Origin of the sequence: Pseudomonas sp. S49 (assembly GCF_009866785.1) — a bacterium.
Taxonomy (GTDB): Bacteria; Pseudomonadota; Gammaproteobacteria; order Pseudomonadales; family Pseudomonadaceae; genus Aquipseudomonas.
Genome location: NZ_CP019432.1, coordinates 3,081,693 through 3,100,591 on the forward strand (window position 1 = coordinate 3,081,693; position 18,899 = coordinate 3,100,591).

The window sequence follows — 18,899 nt, forward strand, 5'->3', positions numbered from 1 at the left end:
AACGGCATTTGTGCTGTCGGACGGTCTTTAACGGAGGTTTTGTATGAAGTGGGGTGTGGTGTGTCTGCCGTTGGTTCTGGCTGTGGGTGGTTGTGCGAGTGTTTCCGAAATCAATGAAACGCTGCCGACCATGAGCGTAATCTCCGGCAAGAAACCCCATGAATATGCCCAGTGTCTGGCCGAAAAGCTGGCAGACAGCCGCGGCGCGCTGCAAGTCCAGCCGCACAAGGACGGGGTTCGGGTGATCGTGCCGGGGAAACTTTCCACCGGCGCAGCAGCGGTGTTTGATATCGAAGATCGCTCGGGTGGCAGCAGCATAAAGCTGCATGAGCGCATGTCGAATGTGCCGGTTCGCCCGCGTGATGTGCAACGCGCCGCCAATGCGTGTATTTCCGGCTGATAGACTGATCATCATCAGCACCAATGCCGTCGCAGCGATGCTGTGACGGCATTTTTATTTCTGGAGTCGCGATGAAGCGAGAGCAAGTACGTGAGCGCCATGCAGAGGGCCTTATCTCTGCCACCCATGTCATCCAGAACCCGGCGAATCCGGGGGAGTGGATCGTGTTTTTCAAGAAGAGCGCCGGACGCAGCTACTTTCTGGTGGACGATAATGACGAGGTCGAGTCGTTCGCTCGCCTCGACGATCTGATCGAAGTCGTGCGCGGACTCGGTATCAAGTTCGCCGAAATTCACATGTAAGGTTTATTTGCAGACCACCACAACGCTACGGTTCTTGTAGTTGCCGACATCGACGCCAAGGGTTTTGTCACTTTCTTTGGGCTGAGGCGTGCCGTCTGTGCCGACGATGCGATAACCGGTGCCTGCGCAGGACGCGTCGGCTTTTTCATAGCAGCTCGCCCAGGAATTGGCTTCGCCGGAGCAATCGATGGCCAGGCCCTGTTCGCCGTTTTTCAGGTAAGCAGGCTGAGATGTGGCACAGCCGGCCAGTGCCAATACCGCAATCAGTGGCAGCAATTTTTTCATGGTCATGTTCATGGTCTTCAGCGAGGGGGACTAGACGCTGTGACAGCGCCGGTGGCAAAAGGTTATAGCGTTTGGCCACTTGTTTGTAAGTGGGCACAAAAAAGCCCTGCTCAAGGGCAGGGCTCGGGCGTATCGCAGCTGATCAGTCTTGATCTTTGCCACGGCGTTTCGCCGATGCCGGCGTGTCCGTGAACACGGAAGCTACATCAGTCGCCATTTGTTCGCTGTCGAAAGGCCCGGCAATGTGTTCGCCATTGGTGGTGGTCAGCGTCCACTTGCCGTCTTTCTTGTCGATCACATACCCGTTGATGATTTTTACCGCAGCCATCTATCTGTCTCGTTCGCTGGTTCAAAGGCGCCATGATACCGGCAAATGCTGGCATTGGGGGGCGATGAGCGTATGGTAATCCGGATTGTCGACAGCTTTGAGCTACGCTGATCTGGCTGCGCCAGGATGTCGATGGAACTATCGGCGAGAATATTTCTCTATGTTGGCATCGGTTAGCCAGTGCGGGGCATTGTAAGGTGCACGCCGCCTGATTAGACTGCGCCGAAACTCGTACACACAGCCCTTTCAAGGACTTATATGATCAAGAAATGCTTGTTCCCAGCAGCCGGTTACGGTACTCGCTTCCTGCCAGCGACTAAAGCCATGCCTAAAGAAATGCTGCCGGTGGTAAACAAGCCACTGATCCAGTACGGCGTTGAAGAAGCTCTGGACGCTGGCCTGACGGAAATCTCCATCGTCACCGGTCGTGGCAAGCGTGCTCTGGAAGACCACTTCGACATCAGCTACGAGCTGGAAAACCAGATCAAAGGCACCGACAAAGAGAAATACCTGGTCGGTATCCGCAAACTGCTCGACGAGTGCTCGTTCTCCTACACCCGTCAGACCGAAATGAAAGGTCTGGGCCACGCGATCCTGACCGGTCGCCCGCTGATCGGTGACGAACCGTTTGCCGTGGTCCTGGCGGACGACCTGTGCGTCAACCTCGAAGGCGACGGCGTACTGACCCAGATGGTCAAACTGTACAAGCAGTTCCGCTGCTCGATCATCGCCATCCAGGAAGTCGATCCGCAGGAAACCAGCAAGTACGGCGTGATCGCCGGCGAAATGATCCGCGACGACATCTACCGCGTGCACAGCATGGTCGAGAAGCCAAAGCCGGAAGACGCGCCATCGAACCTGGCAATCATCGGTCGTTACATCCTGACCCCGGACATCTTCGACCTGATCGAACAGACCGAGCCAGGCAAGGGCGGTGAAATCCAGATCACCGACGCCCTGATGAAGCAAGCCCAGAACGGCTGCGTCATGGCCTACAAGTTCAAAGGCAAGCGTTTCGACTGCGGTGGTGCTGAAGGCTACATCGAAGCCACCAACTTCTGCTTCGAGAACTTCTACAAGACTGGCAAGGCTTACTAAGAGCGCTTGATCGGTTTGCAAGAAAAACCCGCTTCGGCGGGTTTTTTCATTTTACGCCCCCATATGACTGGCAGTGCTTGCCCAATGGGTGTCTGCAGGTATGCTGATCCCCTGCCGAGGAGATAGAAATGGCCTACGATTTTGACCTTTATGTGATTGGTGCCGGTTCCGGCGGTGTGCGTGCTGCGCGTTTTGCGGCCGGTTTCGGTGCAAAAGTGGCGGTGGCGGAAAGCCGTTATCTGGGCGGGACCTGCGTCAACGTCGGCTGTGTGCCGAAAAAACTGCTGGTGTACGGTGCGCATTTCGCCGAAGACTTCGAGCAGGCGTCCGGTTTTGGCTGGAGCCTGGGTGAGGCGAATTTCGATTGGGCGACGCTGATCGCCAACAAGGATCGCGAGATCAATCGCCTCAACGGCATATACCGTAATCTGCTGGTCAACAGTGGTGTGACCTTGCATGAGGCGCACGCGAAGATCGTTGGCCCGCATGAGGTTGAGGTGAATGGTGAGCGCTACACCGCGAAAAATATTCTGATTGCCACCGGTGGCTGGCCGCAGATTCCGGAGATTCCGGGGCGCGAACACGCGATCGGTTCCAATGAAGCGTTCTTCCTAAAAGAGCTGCCAAAGCGTGTGCTGGTGGTTGGCGGCGGTTACATCGCGGTCGAGTTCGCCGGAATTTTCCACGGCCTCGGTGCAAACACCACGCTGCTGTATCGCGGCGATCTGTTCCTGCGCGGCTTTGATGGCTCGGTGCGCAAGCATTTGCAGGAAGAGCTGACCAAGCGTGGTCTGGATCTGCAGTTCAATGCCGATATCGCGCGCATCGACAAGCAGGCTGACGGCAGCTTGAAAGCCACTCTCAAGGATGGTCGTGTGCTGGAAGCGGATTGCGTGTTCTACGCCACTGGGCGGCGTCCGATGCTCGACAATCTGGGCCTGGAAAACACCGATGTGCAGCTCACCGACAAAGGCTTTATCAAAGTCGACGAGCAGTACCAGACCAGCGAGCCATCGATTCTGGCGCTGGGCGATGTCATCGGTCGTGTGCAACTGACGCCCGTGGCGCTGGCCGAAGGCATGGCGGTGGCGCGGCGTCTGTTCAAGCCTGAGCAGTACCGTCCAGTGGATTACAAGATGATCCCGACTGCGGTATTCAGCCTGCCGAACATCGGTACAGTCGGTTTGACGGAAGAAGAGGCGCGCGAAGCCGGCCACGATGTGGTGATCTTCGAAAGCCGTTTCCGACCGATGAAGCTGACCCTGACCGAGTGTCAGGAGAAAACCCTGATGAAGCTGGTGGTCGACGGCAAGACTGATAAGGTTCTCGGCTGTCACATGGTCGGCCCGGACGCTGGCGAGATCGTTCAGGGTCTGGCGATTGCGTTGAAGGCTGGCGCGACCAAGCGCGACTTCGACGACACGATCGGGGTACACCCGACAGCCGCCGAAGAGTTTGTGACTATGCGTACGCCGGTCGGCGCTTAAGCGCTTTTCGGTTTGTCTGTGTCTGGCGCTGCCGCAACGGTAGCCGCCAGACGCTGGCTTTCTTCCAGGCTCGTCCGAGCCTTGTTCAATTCCTTTTCCAGTGACTGGTTGAGCAGCGTCTGCTCCTCGATGTTCTGCTTGAGTGTCTGGCTTTCCAGTGTGGCTACGCGCAGGCGTTCCTGGAGGAGGGTGCGTTCGCTGTCGACGCGGGTCGCTTGCTCCAGCAGTTGATCCTGACGCTGATTGCTTTGCTTGAGCTGATCCTGCAGCAAGCTCAGCTCGCGCTGCGTGCCCCGGTTTTCCGTAAGCAGGCGTTCGTTGTCGCGGTGCAGTTGCGTGATCTCGTCCTGACGAACCAGCGCACTTTGCTGCGCCTGACGCAGTTCGGCCTGAATCTGTTGCACTTGTGCTTCGTGACGGCTCTGTTCCTGCTCGCGCTGCTCTTTGGTGGCGTTGCGATAGTGCTCCAGTGCATCGCGAGCATGCAGGTGTTTTTCTTCCAGCGAGCGGATCTGCTCGTCCTTGTCCTGCAGGCGCAATTCAAAGTCGGCCAATGCCTGATTCAGTCCGGCATTGCGGGTTTGCTCGGTTTGCAGCATCGATCGGGTGTTGTTCAGGGCTTCGGACTCGCGCTCCAGCGCTGCGCCTTGAATGTCGTGCTCCTGTTCGAGCTTTTCCAGCGCCTGGCGAGTTTGTTTCAGTTCCGACTCCAGTGCTTCGCGCTGCTCCTCGAACTGCTCGCGGGCCTGCTCGATAGGCTCTTGCGCCTGCTCTTTGAGGCGTTGGGCGAGGCGCGAGACGAGGGCGGTCAACTCATCATTGATCGGCTCTGCCGAGGCTTCAACTGGCTGCGCGCCGTCATCCAGCTCTTTCAGATAGCGATGGATCGTGGTTTTCGAGCCGGTGTTGCCCATTTCAATGCGTACTGCATCGATGCTCGGGTGTTCGCCACGGGCGAGGATTGCTGTGCGCGCGATCTGCACCAGGGCTTTGGTAATGCCGCCACGGGCCATGTGAACTCCTACGGTTACGTACTGTGGTACATGCCACTAAAGTACGCAGTGTACCATCTCAAAAATAAAGATAAACCTTTGATAATTAAGACGCGGGATATACTGGTATTACCCAGTGTCAGACGGCAAAATGCGTTTCTGCATCCCTGTCTCAGTACGCCAGCGAGAAAACAGCCCATGAGCGATCTGGATCGCTATCTGCAAGCCGCCACCCGCGATAACACCCGCCGCAGCTATCGCGCGGCCATCGAGCATTTCGAAGTGAAGTGGGGCGGGTTCTTGCCGGCCACAGCCGATAGCGTTGCGCGTTATCTGGTGGCACACGCCGAAGAGCTGTCGATCAATACTTTGAAGCTGCGCTTGTCGGCGCTGGCGCAGTGGCACAACAGCCAGGGGTTTGCCGATCCAACCAAGGCGCCGGTGGTGCGCAAAGTCTTCAAAGGCATACGTGCGTTGCATCCGGCGCAGGAGAAACAGGCCGAGCCGCTGCAGTTACAGGATCTGCAGCGAGTAATTGATTGGCTCGAACATGAAGTACAAATCGCGAGAGAACAGCAGGATCGGCCCTTGCTCCTCAAGGCTTACCGTGATCGCGCACTGATTCTGCTGGGCTTCTGGCGCGGCTTTCGCAGCGACGAGTTGTGCCGCTTGCAGATCGAGCACGTGCAGGCGCACGCCGGCAAAGGCATCACCTTGTATTTGCCGCGCAGCAAGGGTGATCGGGAAAACCTCGGGCAAACCTATCAAGCGCCGGCACTACTCAAGCTCTGCCCGGTGCAGGCCTACATCGACTGGATCACCGAAGCGGCGCTGGTGCGTGGCCCGGTTTTTCGCAGCATCGACCGCTGGGGCAACCTGAACGAGCAGGGGCTGCATGCCAACAGCATCATTCCTCTGCTGCGTCAGGCATTGCAGCGCGCTGGTATTGCCGCCGAAAACTACACCAGCCATTCCCTGCGCCGAGGCTTTGCCACGTGGGCCCATCAAAGCGGCTGGGATCTGAAATCATTGATGAGTTACGTCGGCTGGAAGGATATGAAGTCCGCAATGCGCTATGTTGAAGCCAGCCCATTCCAAGGGATGGCTCGGATTACGGATAACCCGGCTTCGTCGTAGATATCGTTTTCTTCTATTAATACAGTCGGCTAATAGCGAAAACAAATCAGCAGCATCAGGTTTGCCAATGAGCCATCCGTCAAGTGAGTGGGTAGGATTCACCCATCGAATTCACAACCACTGACGGAGAGTCATCAATGCCTATCATCAACAGCCAAGTAAAACCGTTCAAAGCTACCGCGTTCAAAAACGGCGACTTCGTTCAAGTCTCGGACGCTGACCTGAAAGGCAAGTGGTCGGTCGTGTTCTTCTACCCAGCCGACTTCACCTTCGTTTGCCCAACCGAGCTGGAAGACCTGGCTGACAACTACGCTGCCTTCCAGAAACTGGGCGTAGAGATCTACAGCGTTTCCACCGACACCCACTTTGCCCACGCTGCCTGGCACAACACTTCGCCAGCCATCGGCAAAATCGAATACACCATGATCGGCGACCCGACCCACGCCATCTCCCGCAACTTCGACGTGCTGATCGAAGAAGTTGGCCTGGCTGACCGTGGCACCTTCGTGATCAACCCTGAAGGCCAGATCAAAATCGTTGAACTGAACGATGGCGGCGTTGGCCGTGACGCTTCCGAGCTGCTGCGCAAGATCAAGGCTGCTCAGTACGTTGCTGCTCACCCAGGCGAAGTTTGCCCAGCCAAGTGGAAAGAAGGCGAGGCCACTCTGGCGCCGTCCCTGGACCTGGTCGGCAAGATCTAAGTCTGTGACACGCAACTCAGGGCGGTACGCCGCACCTTCTTAAGTACGCTGCACCGCCCAATAAAAATGCCCGGGCGAGTTTCGCTCGGGCTTTTTTTCGCCTCAAATAAAGGAAATCGCCCGTATGTTGGACGCCAATCTTAAAGCCCAGTTGAAATCGTACCTGGAACGGGTCACCCAGCCGATCGAGATCGTTGCCTCCCTCGACGACGGTGCGAAATCCCGTGAAATGCTGGAACTGCTGAAAGACGTTGCCAGTCTTTCGAGCCAGATTGCTTTGATCGACAGCGGTGACGATGCACGCAAGCCATCGTTCTCGATCAACCGCCCGGGCGCTGACATCAGTCTGCGTTTCGCCGGTATCCCGATGGGCCACGAATTCACTTCGCTGGTGCTGGCCTTGCTGCAAGTCGGCGGCCACCCTTCGAAAGCCAGTGTTGAAGTGATCGAGCAGATCCGCTCGCTCAAAGGCGAGTTCAGCTTCGAGACGTACTTCTCGCTGTCTTGCCAGAACTGCCCTGACGTGGTTCAGGCACTGAACCTGATGGCCGTGCTCAACCCGAACATTCGCCACGTCGCTATCGACGGTGCGTTGTTCCAGGACGAAGTCAATGATCGCAAGATCATGGCCGTGCCGAGCATCTACCTCAACGGTGAAAACTTCGGTCAGGGCCGCATGGGTCTGGAAGAGATTCTCGCCAAACTCGACACCGGCGCGATCGAGCGCCAGGCCGAGAAAATCAGTGCCAAAGAAGCTTTTGATGTACTCGTCGTCGGTGGTGGCCCGGCCGGTGCTTCGGCAGCGATTTACGCCGCACGCAAAGGTATTCGCACGGGTGTTGCGGCTGAGCGCTTCGGCGGTCAGGTGCTCGACACTATGGCCATCGAGAACTTCATTTCCGTGCAGGAAACCGAAGGGCCAAAACTGGCCACGGCGCTGGAAGAACACGTCAAACAGTACGACGTCGACATCATGAACCTGCAGCGCGCCGACAAACTGATCCCGGGCAAGAATGGCGAACTGCACGAAGTCCGTTTCGCCAGCGGCGCGACCCTGAAAGCCAAAAGCGTGATTCTGGCGACTGGCGCGCGGTGGCGCGAAATGAACGTGCCGGGCGAGCAGGAATACCGTAACAAAGGCGTGGCGTACTGCCCGCACTGCGACGGTCCGTTGTTCAAAGGCAAGCGTGTGGCGGTCATCGGCGGCGGTAACTCCGGCGTTGAAGCGGCCATCGATCTGGCCGGTATCGTTTCGCACGTAACCCTGCTGGAGTTCGATGTACAGCTGCGCGCCGACGCCGTATTGCAGCGCAAACTGCACAGCCTGCCGAACGTCACCGTGATCACCAGTGCACAAACCACGGAAGTCACCGGTAATGGCGAGAAGGTCAACGGCCTGCGTTACAAGGATCGCAACACTGACGAGCTGCGTACTGTCGAGCTGGAAGGGATCTTCGTGCAGATCGGTTTGCTGCCGAACACTGACTGGCTGAAGGGCACTATCGAGCTGTCGCCGCGTGGCGAGATCATCGTCGATAACCGTGGTGAAACATCGATCCCAGGCATCTTCGCTGCGGGCGACGTGACCACTGTGCCGTACAAGCAGATCGTGATTGCGGTGGGCGAGGGCGCCAAGGCTTCGCTGAGCGCATTTGATCACTTGATCCGCACGTCGGCGCCGGCTTGAACGTCCTGCCAGAAATGAAAAAACCCGTGAGCGATCACGGGTTTTTTTATTGTGCGTCAAAAGCGGCCCCTCACCCCAGCCCTCTCCCGAAGGAGAGGGAGCCGACCGAGGTGTCTGGCGTTTTCCATCGACCTGAAAGCGCCAGTCGATTATGGATTCAACGCCAATCTTTCAAGTCGGCGTATCTCTCCAATATCCCCCAATCAGTTCCCTCTCCCCCCGGGAGAGGGTTAGGGTGAGGGGCTTTTCAGCCTTTACAGCGGCGCTGGCTGAATGATCTCGACCCAGTAACCATCCGGATCCTTGATGAACGCCAGGCTTTTCATGCGGCCATCGCTCAGGCGCTTCTGGAAGTCGCAGCCCAGTTCTTCGAAACGCGCACAGGCCGCGACGATATCCGGCACCGAAATGCAGATATGACCAAAACCACGCGGGTCAGTGTTGCCATTGTGATAGGCGAAATCGGCGTCGTTCTCAGTGCCGTGGTTGTGAGTCAGTTCCAGAATGCCTGGAATCGACTTCATCCACTCGGTACGAGCGGCGGTGTCGGCCGGGATCTGTGCCTTGTCGACCAGCGCGAGGAAATACAAGCTGAATTCCGCTTCCGGAAAATCACGCTTCTCGACCAGCGAGAAACCCAGTACGCGAGTGTAGAAGTCCAGAGATTGGGTGATGTCTTTGACGCGCAACATGGTGTGGTTGAAGACGAAGTTGCGGGTTGCGCTGTCTGGGGTGGCGGTGACGCCGGGGAAAGTGTTGAGTTCGTGCAGGCTCATGGGCCCTCCAATAACTATGGGCGAGTGAATGGGCGCAATGATACGCATGCCTGCCGGCATCGCCAAATGAAAGGGCAGACTTGCCCTGCGTGCGGGTGAGGCTCAGACTTTACGGCTCAATCTGCGAGTGTGTCCGGCAATGATCCGACTGTTCAAATTCCTGTTTGTGTTTTTCGCGTGTTCTCTGGGCGCTGTCGGTGCATCAGCGAGTGAGCCAAGCATTACCTGGCCGGCCGGCTGGCAAGTCGAGGTACTACCTGAAACGACTGCGCAGGTTTCCCGCCAGCGTGCGGTCAAGAACGACGTCGATGGCAATCAGGTGATGGTCATGGAATTGACCATGACGCAGGTGGAAAGTGGGCATCAGGTCAACTTGCAAGGCGTGCTGCTGGAAATGCGCAAGTCGATCCAGAAGGACTTCTTCCAGGGCGGCTACCAAAGTGTCTGCAACAAAGTGCATCCGGCCACGCTGGGTACGTTATCGGCGTTGGAAACCACTTGCACGATCACCGAAAACGGTCGACATGTGTTGTCGCAAACCCTGGTTGCAGCGGTCGAGGCGGACAAGGCTTATGTGCTTTCCTACGCTGGGCAGGCCGAGGTTTATAAGGCGAGCGCCGACGAGATAGTGGCGGTGAGAAACAGCTTGAAACTTTAAGCCGCTGTACTCTTCGCGGGATGGTTAGATACCCGAAGGCATTAAGCACAAAGTTTAATGTTGACCCTGATTCGCAACATTGCGCATCAAAATGTTTGGGTATCTGGCTCAGTAACGTTACAGAAAAGTCGCAACTTGTTCGATGAAAATCATTTCATTTGTTAGATATTGTCAATAAAAAAGCCCTGCATGATGCAGGGCTTTTTTGTTGGCGCTGGATTAACCGCGCAACCAGGAATCAACGGTGGCTGCACCGTATTGTTCCTTCCACGCTTTCAGGCCGCGGTGGTTGCCGCCCTTGGTTTCGATCAGTTCACCGGTGTGCGGGTTCTGATAGACCTTGACCACGCGGGCGCGGCGGGTTTTAGGTGCTGCAGAGGTCTGCAGACCGGATTTTGCCGGGTTCGGATCGAGAATGGCGATGATCTCTTTCAGGCCTTTGCCGTAGTGTTTCATCAGCCCCTGGAGCTTTTCTTCGAATTCGATTTCTTTCTTCAGCCCGGCATCGTTCTTCAGCGATTCCAGCTGCTTGAGCTGTTCCTGAAGGGCCTTTTCAGCTGCACGAAATTCAGCGAGTCTGGACAATATCTTTACTCCAATAGTGTGTTTGGCTGATACCAACCGCAAACAAAGCTATAAGCCAAGAGCCTTGAAGCGACTCGGTGATAAATGGCTCACCTGCCAATTTTGCTCAGGTTGAAAAAATTGTAGTAGTTAATGCGCCAAGAGTAAATCCTGATGTTGTCTTCATGTAACAACAGCGGTCTTTTGTATCAATTTGGTGCGTCTGATCGTTGCGCTCGTCTTAATCAGGCTTAGTTAATGGTGAGTTAATGCGCTGATGAAGTCCGCAGCCGGCATCGGTTTGCCGAACAGGTAGCCTTGCAGGAAGTTGACGTGATGCGCCGTCAGATAATCGGCTTGCGCCTGAGTTTCGACACCTTCGGCAACAATACCCAAATCAAGCTTGGCTGACAGTTCGATAATGGTGTCGAGAATGTGCCGGGACAGCGCATCGATGCCGATCATGGCGACGAAACTCTGATCGATCTTGAGAAAGTCGACATTGAATTTGCGCAAGTAGCCGAGGCTCGAGTGGCCGGTGCCGAAGTCGTCAATCGCGATCTTCACGCCCAGTGCATGCAATTGCTCGAACAGTTGCCGGGTGATGTCGGTCGGTTCGATCAACTCCCGCTCGGTCAGCTCCAGCACCAGGCTGATGCTGTCGGGCACGAACGCGGCAAGAAACGCCCGGCAGTCCTCAACCAGTTCGAGGTCCTTGCAATGGCTCGCAGTAATATTGATGCCGATATGAAACGGCGGGGTGAAGGTTGCTGACAGCGGCCCCAGCAGCGCCGCGGTCTGTTGCATCAGGGCGCGGGTCATCGGCACGATCAGGCCCGAATGCTCGGCGAATGGAATAAACAGATCCGGGCGCACCAGCCCTTCTTTGGGGTGTGTCCAGCGCATCAAGACTTCGGCTCCCGACCATTTCTTGCTGTCGCCATGCACTACGGGCTGGAAGTAAGGAATGAACTCGCCGGCCTCGAGCGCGCGGAGCATCTCGTGGCTCGGCGACGTAGAGCGCTTTTGCAAGACATGTCCGATGGCACCGGCCACCACGCCAAAAAAGATCAACAGACTGAACAGCGGCGGATATTCATCGGCCATGTAGCGCCAGGTTTCGCCCTCGGGAAAACCGGCGGAGACACTGAACGCGTAACGCGAAGAATCCAGTGTGTGTTGTGCTATCGGTAACGAGGGCAGGGCGCCATTGTGTACTTTGCCGTCGGCCGACAGCCAGTTATCGCCCACTTGCAGCACCAGCAACATGTGCCGGCCGATCAGACGCAACATGTTGCTTAGATGGTAACCGTCGAGTGTCGTCAGGGCGCCGCCACGACCTTCGCTGAGCCGATAGACCAACAGGGCGGTGTTGGGAGTCACCGGGTTGCCATTCATCAGCCACAACTTGCCCTGGTTATAGTCGCCCGCGTTGACGGCTTCTTTATAGTCGCCAAACAACGAGCTGCAATAGAGATTGTCGTCCCACACCAGATTGGTCGAGCGCACGAACGGGCGGCGGGTTACTTGTTCGCGTAAAGCGAGTTTGACGTTCTCACACATCTGGCCGGCCAGTGGCAGCAGTTCACGGGCTGCCTGGGCGGTGTTATCGAGCATCAACTCGAACTGGCGCAACGCCTCTTCGGCAGTCTGTCGTGAACCTTGCTCCAGCGTGCGTTCGGCCTGCATGTAAAGAATCGCGCTGCCCAGCAACACCGGAAGCAAACCGCTGAGCAGGGTGAAAACGGCGCGGGTGCTGCGCTTGCGGCGGGGTCTGACGGTTAACGGCATGGGCGCATCCTGTCGCGATAGAGTGGGGCTCTCGAATGCAGGCCGGATCACGGCGCGCCGCTGAAAAACACATCAGCCAGAGGGGAGGATAGATGGCCGAAGGCGCTTGCGCCGCTCATCAGTGCTGCATCCGCGTTGCCAGCTCGATAAAGGCCAGCGTAGCGGGTGACGCCTGACGCTGATCGAGGACGGCAAGTCCGACCTGACGCTGCACGGCGGGCAACAATGGCCTCTTCACGTAGCGCGGCGTTGCTTCCTCCGGCAATGAACCTTCGGCAACAATCGTGATGGCGTCACCACGGCCGACCGTGTCGAGGGTGCTGAGCAGTTGCGAGCAGCGATAGCGAATGTTCGGTTGCAAGCGCGCGGCCATGAACAGCCGCGACACCAGTTCCGAAGAACCGGCCTCGGTCAGCACGAACGGAGTGTCGCACAAGTCCTTGAGGCTCAACGCCGGGCGCGTTGCCAGCGGATGGCCCACCGGGAGCAGCGCAACCATCTGGTCTTCGATCAAGGCAAACGTATCGAAGCGCTCCTCTGGCAGCACCACGAAACCGATGTCGATCCGCCGCTCTTCCAGCCATTGAATCACTTGTCGATCCGGCCCTTCATCGATGTGCACTTCGATGCCCGGATGTGCCTCGCGATATTGCCGCAGAATATCGGGCAGCAGCTTGATCGACGAAGTCGGGCCGAACGAGCCGATGCGCAAGGTGCCGCTTTTCATGCCGCGTGCATCCGCGGCTTCCTGGCGCAAGGTGTTGGCCAGCCCGAGCATGGCGCGGGCGCGCAGCAGCAATTGCTCACCGATGTCACTGAGCTCCACGGACGACTGATGCCGGCGCAGCAGTTCGACACCGAGTTCCTGCTCCAGCGACTTCATCGCGTGGGACACCGCCGACTGCGAAATCCCCAACCGATGGGCCGCGAGGGTGAAACCGCGCAGTTCGGCGACCAGCGAGAAGATTTCCAGTTGGGTGAGGGTCATGAGTTTTTGCTCATTTTACGATGACATGGAATGAGGTGAATGATACGGCATTCCTCAAGTTCGTTGGTCTGGAGCGTCATGCGTAACGTCGAACGGTTGCACACAACATCGTCTGAAATCCCTGTTTATCTAACATTGGCTGCGGTGACCATGATCTGGGGCGGGACCTTTGTCGCCGGACGTTTCCTCGCGGGCAGCCTGAGTCCGATGTTCGCCGCCAGCCTGCGCTTCCTGCTCGCCAGTGCGGCGTTGCTTGGCTTCCTGTGGCTGGCGCGGATCCCTTTGGCGCGGCCGACTCGACGACAATGGCTGCAACTGGCACTGCTGGGGTTCTTCGGGATCTTCTTCTATAACCTGTGCTTTTTTTACGGCCTGCAATACATCAACGCGTCGCGGGCTTCGTTGATTGTGGCGTTGAACCCGGCGGTGATTGGTCTTGTCTCGTGGTGGTTGTTCAAGGAACGTCTGGGCCGGGTGAAAACCGCCGGCATTGCGACCTGCATGGTCGGCGCCGGCCTGGTGATCATCAGTCGCAATCCGCAATTGCTGGCCGCAACGCCGCACGCATGGATCGGAGATTTGTTGATTCTCGGCTGTGTGCTGGGCTGGGGCGTTTATTCGTTGTTTTCCCGTGATCTGAATCGGACGTTGGGGCCGGTGCAGACTGTGACGTACTCGATCCTGATCGGCACAGTCATGTTGTGGGCGCTGGCGGCGTTACGCGGCGAACTGAGCTGGCAGGCGCTGAATAATCTGGGCCTGGCGCAATGGCTGAGCCTGCTGTACCTCGGCGTCCTGGGCTCGGCGCTGGCCTACATCGGCTATTACGACGGCATCCGTAAAATCGGCGCGACACGCAGCGGGGTGTTTATCGCGCTTAATCCGTTGACGGCGGTCATCCTTGGCGCGCTGCTGCTGGGCGAGCAATTGACAGCGGCCATGTACCTCGGTGGCGCGCTGATCCTGACTGGCATTTACCTGTGCAACAAACCCCTTGCACCGGTCGCAAAAAAGCGGATTTTATAGGGAGGGCAGACAAGCCTATTTACGCTGTGTAGAATCGGGTTACGCATACAATAATAATCGTCTTCTGGCAGCAGAAGCCTCGCCCGCAAGAGCCTTGGGTCGACAATGAAGATATTCGGGTTTCAACTGATCTACGGTGACTTCCTCGCCCGCAGTGTGCGTGGCATCTCCTGTGCGCCACCCACCGACCTCGCAGACTGACAAATAACCCTGGTTAATTTGATAAGAATGATGAGGCGTCACCATGACAGATTTATACGAAAACCCAATGGGCCTGATGGGCTTTGAATTCATCGAGCTCGCATCGCCGGTGCCGGGCACCCTGGAGCCGATCTTCGAGATCATGGGCTTCACCAAAGTCGCCACCCACCGCTCCAAGAACGTGCACCTGTACCGTCAGGGCGCGATCAATCTGATCCTCAACAACGAGCCCAACAGCGTCGCTTCGTACTTCGCCGCCGAGCACGGCCCGTCGGTGTGCGGCATGGCGTTCCGCGTCAAGGATTCGCAAAAAGCCTACAACCGCGCACTGGAACTCGGCGCCCAGCCGATCCACATTGAAACCGGCCCGATGGAGCTGAACCTGCCGGCGATCAAGGGCATTGGCGGCGCGCCACTGTACCTGATCGACCGTTTCGGCGAAGGCAGCTCGATCTACGACATCGACTTCGTGTTTATCGAAGGCGTTGATCGCAATCCGGTCGGTGCCGGCCTGAAGATCATCGACCACCTGACGCACAACGTGTATCGCGGTCGCATGGCCTACTGGGCGAACTTCTACGAGAAGCTGTTCAACTTCCGCGAGATCCGTTACTTCGATATCAAAGGCGAATACACCGGCCTGACCTCGAAAGCGATGACCGCACCGGACGGCATGATCCGCATCCCGCTGAACGAAGAATCGTCCAAGGGCGCGGGCCAGATCGAAGAGTTCCTGATGCAGTTCAACGGCGAGGGCATCCAGCACGTCGCGTTCCTCACTGACGACCTGATCAAGACCTGGGATCAACTGAAGAAGATCGGCATGCGCTTCATGACCGCGCCGCCGGACACCTACTATGAAATGCTCGAAGGTCGTCTGCCGAACCATGGCGAGCCGGTGGATCAGCTGCAATCGCGCGGCATCCTGCTCGATGGCGCCTCGGAGCAGGGCGACAAGCGTCTGCTGCTGCAAATATTCTCGGAAACCCTGATGGGGCCGGTGTTCTTCGAGTTCATCCAGCGTAAAGGCGACGATGGTTTCGGCGAAGGCAACTTCAAGGCGCTGTTCGAGTCGATCGAGCGTGATCAGGTGCGTCGCGGTGTACTCGCAACCGAGTAATCCGCTACACCGCTAAACACTGTAGGAGTGAGCCTGCTCGCGATAGCGTTTTCAGATCCGGCAATGCTGGTGACTGAATGAACGCAATCGCGAGCAGGCTCACTCCTACATTTTTTTGTGTTTGGCTTAAGGACGGCGTTGGCGCGTCAGGTGTTTAAAGCCTTCGAAGATCAGCACCAAAACCGCCAGCCAGATCGGAATATAGGTCAGCCATTCCCCGGACTTGATGCTCTCACCGAGCAACAATGCCACACCGAGCAACAACACCGGCTCAACGTAACTCAACAAACCAAACAGGCTGAATGGCAGCAAGCGACTGGCAATGATGTACACCACCAGCGCCGACGCGCTGATCAGGCCGAGCAACGGGATCAGCCACATCAGGCCTGGGTACTGATCAAACACGCCAAAGCCTTGCTCGCCACCCTGCACAAACCAGTAGGCGACCGGCAGCATCAGAGTCATGTCGATCCACAAGCCGCCGAGGTTGTCGGTCTTCAGGTATTTACGCAGGACGAAGTACAGCGGATAGCCGACGACCACCACCAGTGTCGCCCAGGAAAAACCGCCGACCTGGTACAACTCGTTCAACACACCGAGGGTGGCGAAGAACACCGCAACCTTTTGCAAATACGACAGGCTCTCGCCGTAGGCAATTCGCCCGGTCAGGACCATCGCCAGTGGCAGCAGGAAGTAGCCCAGCGACACGTCGAGGCTGTAGCCATTGAGCGGCGCCCACATGAACAGCCACAGTTGCACGCCAAGCAGGGCGGCCGAGACGATCAACCCGGCGACCAGTTTTGGCTGTGCCGCGACCATCCGAATCAGCTCCAGTACCCGCCGCCATTCTCCGGACACCAGCATGAACACGGTCATGCACGGTACGGTCAGCAGCATCCGCCAGCCAAAGATCTCCACGCCACTCAACGGTGTGAGCAACGAGGTGTAGTAATACATGACGGCAAACAGCACCGAGGCTGAAACCGATAGAGCGATACCTTTAGACAAACTGTCCTCGCGGGTTGATGGTCAAACGGGGCGCGAAGGATACGTGGTTTTTGTGCTGAATATTGGCCGGATGCTCAATATTCTTCACGCACATTCCCCTGCGACAGCTCCTGCACAAGCGTAGTCAGTGTGAGTAAACATCACTGCGCAACCTTCAACGGATTGCCGAAGCGCCTCAGGTACATCTCGCCGAACTTGTAAGAGGCGTAATCGGTGATGTGGCCAATGTCACGATAGACCGGCAAACCGTCGACAGTGGTCATGCACGCGTTGTCTTTGCATTGAACGATTTTCGGGTCAATAACGATCAAGCCGGGGTATTCAGTCTTCAGGTCATTGAACAGTCGTTCGAGCACCGGCTCTTTCGCGCCTGACCATGGCGCCGTGGCGCAGAGGCTGCTTTGCTCGGCACTGCCCATCAACCCGCGCAGCTTGACCTGGTGCAGCAGGCAGGTGTTGATCCCAGCAGGCATAGGCAGCGTGTTCTCCAGAAAGACCGGCGTAGCACCGGATTCGACAATGATATCCAGGGCTTTGCGGATCGCTGTGCCGAGGCGTTGTTGCGACAGCTCCGGGCTGCGCGGGTCATCCAGTTTGGTGACGATGTCATCCTTGAGATAAGCCTCCCAGAACTGACCCACGATCACATACTTGAAATGCTTCTTCGCGATCAGGTCGTAATAGCGTTGAGTGGCGTTGTGGCATTTTTGATACAGCCCGTTCGTGTATTTACTCACGTCATAGAGGTAGATCCCGGGCAACGCCAGACATGCCGGATAACCCTGTGTGAGGACGGCAAGATTGGCATCCCTGGCCAGTGTTTCGACAAAGCCCCAGTAGTGATTCGAAAATGAATCGCCCATCAGCAATATTTGCGGCGCGGCCTGCGCGGCGCCCGCTATGCAGCCCGGATCGGCGCCGTCACTGACACCCAGGCATCCCTCCCGAGTGGCCGGAACAGACGCTTTCAAACCGTTGAAGACGTTGTTGTAGCCTTCGTTGAAGCGGTTCGGCCAGCCTTCCTGTCTGACGCTGGCCGCGTGGAGCAGCGACAGGCCGATTGCGGGCAGGATCATCAGCACGACAAGGGTTTTGGCAAAGCCGAGCCTGGCCTTTCGAAAGCGGTTTTCGATCAGCACGTAGCAGAGCCAGGCCATGACGAACGTGGAGACGAAGTAAACGACCGTCGCTGGCGCGGTGAGGGTGATGCCCATGTAATTCATCAGCGCCAGGATCGGCCAGTGCCACAAGTACAGGGAGTACGAAAGCGTGCCGATGAACACCAAGGGTTTGAACGCCAGCAGTTTCGAGGTAAAGCTCGCATCGCCAATCCCCTGAAACAGCAAGGCTGCAGTGGCGAGGCACACGGCAATGGCGTGGTAGCGCGGAAAGCCCGGCAGGATATCTGCCAGAGTGGCGCAGTAGAGGATCGTCGCCAGCGAAAACGCACAGACCAGCGTGGCGCTCAGGCGATTGAGCCTGAACGTGTCCGTGCTGAAAATGACCGCACAGGAGCCGATCATCAATTCGAAAATTCGCGCGGTGAAGAAGTAGTAGTTTTTGTCAGGAACCGAGTAAGACAAGTACAGCGCGAGCGCCATTGCCGCCAGGGTCAAACCGAGCACCACCGCCTTGAACAGGCTTTTCGCCAGATAGCGATAGAGCAACCAGAGGCCCAGCGGCAGGGCCAGATACCACTGCCATTCGATGGCCAGCGACCAGGTGTGCAACAGCGGCAGGCTGGCCGCATCAGGCGTGGCGTAGCCCGTTGTGACTTTGGAAAAATACTGGTTGGAGATGATTAGCGATGTGTACTTTTCGCTTTTCAGAAAGTCGACATAGTCATCGGGCAAGTACAGCAGCGTTGTGACAATCAGGGTCACGGCCAGCAACGCAATCACCGCTGGCTGCAAGCGCCAGATTCGCCGCGTATAGAACCCCGAGAACGTGAATGTGCCGTTGTTCAGCGATTTCATGATGATCGCGGTGGTCAGATAACCCGAGATCACGAAGAAGATATCGACGCCAATAAAGCCGGACGGGAAAAGCGTCAGACCGCCGTGAAAAATCAACACCAGCAACACGGCGATTGCGCGTAGCCCGTCGATATCCGCACGGTACTCGATCGATGGTTTGCGATCCCCGGTAGCCACAGTCGCCGCCGGCGAAAGAGGCTCGTGCAGATTTTTCGCGCCACGCAGTTTGAACAACAGCCCGCGCAAAGGCTTGCTGGATACCTCAACGGGGCGATTGAGCATTTATCAGTCCCTGGTCATTTCCGGGCGATCAATCAACTGTCCGTTTGATCGCGCTTGATCCGTTGAAAGACAGCCGAGGGTATCGGCTGTCG

19 protein-coding genes are annotated in these 18,899 nt (G+C 57.2%); 10 read left to right on the forward strand and 9 right to left on the reverse strand.

Features of this window, described 5'->3' with window-relative positions; translation table 11 throughout:
- Window positions 1-43: 43 nt before the first annotated feature.
- Together PspS49_RS13625 and PspS49_RS13630 are read left to right on the forward strand one after the other, a co-directional pair.
- The gene (locus tag PspS49_RS13625; RefSeq protein ID WP_127927180.1) at window positions 44-400 is read left to right on the forward strand and encodes a hypothetical protein; all 357 of its coding nucleotides are present in this window, start codon (window positions 44-46) and stop codon (window positions 398-400) included.
- Window positions 401-471: 71 nt separating this feature from the next.
- Window positions 472-702, forward strand: coding sequence for a hypothetical protein (locus tag PspS49_RS13630; protein ID WP_127927182.1), 231 nt, complete (start codon window positions 472-474; stop codon window positions 700-702).
- A gap of 3 nt (window positions 703-705) precedes the next feature.
- On the opposite strand, the gene PspS49_RS13635 is transcribed toward PspS49_RS13630, so the two are convergent.
- The gene (locus PspS49_RS13635) at window positions 706-987 is read right to left on the reverse strand and encodes a hypothetical protein (RefSeq protein ID WP_174245118.1); all 282 of its coding nucleotides are present in this window, start codon (window positions 985-987) and stop codon (window positions 706-708) included.
- A gap of 142 nt (window positions 988-1,129) precedes the next feature.
- A complete protein-coding gene (locus PspS49_RS13640) occupies window positions 1,130-1,315 on the reverse strand; it encodes a hypothetical protein (RefSeq protein WP_007912238.1) in 186 nt (61 codons plus the stop codon).
- Window positions 1,316-1,573: 258 nt separating this feature from the next.
- On the opposite strand from PspS49_RS13640, the gene galU reads away from it, so the two are divergent.
- Window positions 1,574-2,413: a UTP--glucose-1-phosphate uridylyltransferase GalU gene (galU, locus tag PspS49_RS13645; RefSeq protein WP_007912230.1), complete on the forward strand. Its 840-nt coding sequence runs from the start codon at window positions 1,574-1,576 to the stop codon at window positions 2,411-2,413.
- 128 nt (window positions 2,414-2,541) lie between these two features.
- Window positions 2,542-3,900 (forward strand): glutathione-disulfide reductase, encoded by a 1,359-nt coding sequence (gene gorA, locus PspS49_RS13650; RefSeq protein ID WP_160039743.1) that lies wholly within the window; start codon window positions 2,542-2,544, stop codon window positions 3,898-3,900.
- Here gorA and PspS49_RS13655 read toward each other — a convergent pair.
- Window positions 3,897-4,913, reverse strand: coding sequence for a DNA-binding protein (locus PspS49_RS13655; RefSeq protein ID WP_160039745.1), 1,017 nt, complete (start codon window positions 4,911-4,913; stop codon window positions 3,897-3,899). The genes gorA and PspS49_RS13655 overlap by 4 nt on opposite strands.
- Window positions 4,914-5,090: 177 nt before the next feature.
- Here PspS49_RS13655 and PspS49_RS13660 point away from each other — a divergent pair, with 177 nt between their 5' ends.
- The 3 genes from PspS49_RS13660 to ahpF all read left to right on the forward strand — a co-directional run bounded on the left by PspS49_RS13660 (window position 5,091) and on the right by ahpF (window position 8,417).
- Entirely contained in the window at window positions 5,091-6,029 is a 939-nt protein-coding gene (locus PspS49_RS13660; protein WP_160039747.1) for a site-specific integrase, read from the forward strand.
- A 137-nt stretch (window positions 6,030-6,166) separates the two neighbouring features.
- On the forward strand, window positions 6,167-6,730 hold the full coding sequence (ahpC, locus tag PspS49_RS13665; protein WP_007912224.1) for an alkyl hydroperoxide reductase subunit C: 564 nt from the start codon (window positions 6,167-6,169) through the stop codon (window positions 6,728-6,730).
- 124 nt (window positions 6,731-6,854) lie between these two features.
- Complete coding sequence (ahpF, locus tag PspS49_RS13670; protein ID WP_160039749.1) at window positions 6,855-8,417, forward strand: alkyl hydroperoxide reductase subunit F; 1,563 nt, start codon at window positions 6,855-6,857, stop codon at window positions 8,415-8,417.
- Window positions 8,418-8,671: 254 nt separating this feature from the next.
- Here the strand turns inward: ahpF and gloA are convergent, their stop codons facing one another.
- The gene (gene gloA / locus PspS49_RS13675; RefSeq protein WP_127927194.1) at window positions 8,672-9,193 is read right to left on the reverse strand and encodes a lactoylglutathione lyase; all 522 of its coding nucleotides are present in this window, start codon (window positions 9,191-9,193) and stop codon (window positions 8,672-8,674) included.
- Window positions 9,194-9,332: 139 nt separating this feature from the next.
- On the opposite strand from gloA, the gene PspS49_RS13680 reads away from it, so the two are divergent.
- Entirely contained in the window at window positions 9,333-9,851 is a 519-nt protein-coding gene (locus PspS49_RS13680) for a DUF4946 domain-containing protein (protein ID WP_160039751.1), read from the forward strand.
- 219 nt (window positions 9,852-10,070) lie between these two features.
- On the opposite strand, the gene PspS49_RS13685 is transcribed toward PspS49_RS13680, so the two are convergent.
- From PspS49_RS13685 to PspS49_RS13695, 3 genes are all read right to left on the reverse strand, one after another.
- Window positions 10,071-10,436: a histone-like nucleoid-structuring protein, MvaT/MvaU family gene (locus PspS49_RS13685; RefSeq protein ID WP_127927198.1), complete on the reverse strand. Its 366-nt coding sequence runs from the start codon at window positions 10,434-10,436 to the stop codon at window positions 10,071-10,073.
- Between the two features lie 234 nt (window positions 10,437-10,670).
- The gene (locus PspS49_RS13690; RefSeq protein WP_160039768.1) at window positions 10,671-12,206 is read right to left on the reverse strand and encodes a cyclic diguanylate phosphodiesterase; all 1,536 of its coding nucleotides are present in this window, start codon (window positions 12,204-12,206) and stop codon (window positions 10,671-10,673) included.
- 118 nt (window positions 12,207-12,324) lie between these two features.
- On the reverse strand, window positions 12,325-13,194 hold the full coding sequence (locus tag PspS49_RS13695; RefSeq protein WP_160039770.1) for a LysR family transcriptional regulator: 870 nt from the start codon (window positions 13,192-13,194) through the stop codon (window positions 12,325-12,327).
- A gap of 78 nt (window positions 13,195-13,272) precedes the next feature.
- On the opposite strand from PspS49_RS13695, the gene PspS49_RS13700 reads away from it, so the two are divergent.
- Together PspS49_RS13700 and hppD are read left to right on the forward strand one after the other, a co-directional pair.
- Entirely contained in the window at window positions 13,273-14,220 is a 948-nt protein-coding gene (locus PspS49_RS13700; RefSeq protein ID WP_160039772.1) for a DMT family transporter, read from the forward strand.
- Between the two features lie 244 nt (window positions 14,221-14,464).
- Window positions 14,465-15,541 (forward strand): 4-hydroxyphenylpyruvate dioxygenase, encoded by a 1,077-nt coding sequence (gene hppD / locus PspS49_RS13705; RefSeq protein WP_016984437.1) that lies wholly within the window; start codon window positions 14,465-14,467, stop codon window positions 15,539-15,541.
- A 126-nt stretch (window positions 15,542-15,667) separates the two neighbouring features.
- On the opposite strand, the gene rarD is transcribed toward hppD, so the two are convergent.
- The gene (rarD, locus tag PspS49_RS13710) at window positions 15,668-16,549 is read right to left on the reverse strand and encodes an EamA family transporter RarD (RefSeq protein ID WP_127927206.1); all 882 of its coding nucleotides are present in this window, start codon (window positions 16,547-16,549) and stop codon (window positions 15,668-15,670) included.
- A 140-nt stretch (window positions 16,550-16,689) separates the two neighbouring features.
- Window positions 16,690-18,807 carry an acyltransferase family protein gene (locus PspS49_RS13715; RefSeq protein WP_150752077.1) on the reverse strand — a complete coding sequence of 706 codons (2,118 nt, stop codon included), beginning with the start codon at window positions 18,805-18,807 and terminating at the stop codon, window positions 16,690-16,692.
- Between the last annotated feature and the right edge of the window lie 92 nt (window positions 18,808-18,899).

What these genes read in the sequence shown, in the direction of transcription:
- gloA (WP_127927194.1), bottom strand. Translation starts at nt 9,193, where the DNA reads ATGAGCCTGCACGAACTCAACACTTTCCCCGGCGTCACCGCCACCCCA.
- PspS49_RS13680 (WP_160039751.1), top strand. Translation starts at nt 9,333, where the DNA reads ATGATCCGACTGTTCAAATTCCTGTTTGTGTTTTTCGCGTGTTCTCTG.
- PspS49_RS13625 (WP_127927180.1), top strand. Translation starts at nt 44, where the DNA reads ATGAAGTGGGGTGTGGTGTGTCTGCCGTTGGTTCTGGCTGTGGGTGGT.
- PspS49_RS13690 (WP_160039768.1), bottom strand. Translation starts at nt 12,206, where the DNA reads ATGCCGTTAACCGTCAGACCCCGCCGCAAGCGCAGCACCCGCGCCGTT.
- PspS49_RS13635 (WP_174245118.1), bottom strand. Translation starts at nt 987, where the DNA reads ATGAAAAAATTGCTGCCACTGATTGCGGTATTGGCACTGGCCGGCTGT.
- PspS49_RS13700 (WP_160039772.1), top strand. Translation starts at nt 13,273, where the DNA reads ATGCGTAACGTCGAACGGTTGCACACAACATCGTCTGAAATCCCTGTT.
- PspS49_RS13640 (WP_007912238.1), bottom strand. Translation starts at nt 1,315, where the DNA reads ATGGCTGCGGTAAAAATCATCAACGGGTATGTGATCGACAAGAAAGAC.
- PspS49_RS13715 (WP_150752077.1), bottom strand. Translation starts at nt 18,807, where the DNA reads ATGCTCAATCGCCCCGTTGAGGTATCCAGCAAGCCTTTGCGCGGGCTG.
- hppD (WP_016984437.1), top strand. Translation starts at nt 14,465, where the DNA reads ATGACAGATTTATACGAAAACCCAATGGGCCTGATGGGCTTTGAATTC.
- PspS49_RS13630 (WP_127927182.1), top strand. Translation starts at nt 472, where the DNA reads ATGAAGCGAGAGCAAGTACGTGAGCGCCATGCAGAGGGCCTTATCTCT.
- PspS49_RS13660 (WP_160039747.1), top strand. Translation starts at nt 5,091, where the DNA reads ATGAGCGATCTGGATCGCTATCTGCAAGCCGCCACCCGCGATAACACC.
- PspS49_RS13695 (WP_160039770.1), bottom strand. Translation starts at nt 13,194, where the DNA reads ATGACCCTCACCCAACTGGAAATCTTCTCGCTGGTCGCCGAACTGCGC.
- PspS49_RS13655 (WP_160039745.1), bottom strand. Translation starts at nt 4,913, where the DNA reads ATGGCCCGTGGCGGCATTACCAAAGCCCTGGTGCAGATCGCGCGCACA.
- gorA (WP_160039743.1), top strand. Translation starts at nt 2,542, where the DNA reads ATGGCCTACGATTTTGACCTTTATGTGATTGGTGCCGGTTCCGGCGGT.
- ahpC (WP_007912224.1), top strand. Translation starts at nt 6,167, where the DNA reads ATGCCTATCATCAACAGCCAAGTAAAACCGTTCAAAGCTACCGCGTTC.
- ahpF (WP_160039749.1), top strand. Translation starts at nt 6,855, where the DNA reads ATGTTGGACGCCAATCTTAAAGCCCAGTTGAAATCGTACCTGGAACGG.
- galU (WP_007912230.1), top strand. Translation starts at nt 1,574, where the DNA reads ATGATCAAGAAATGCTTGTTCCCAGCAGCCGGTTACGGTACTCGCTTC.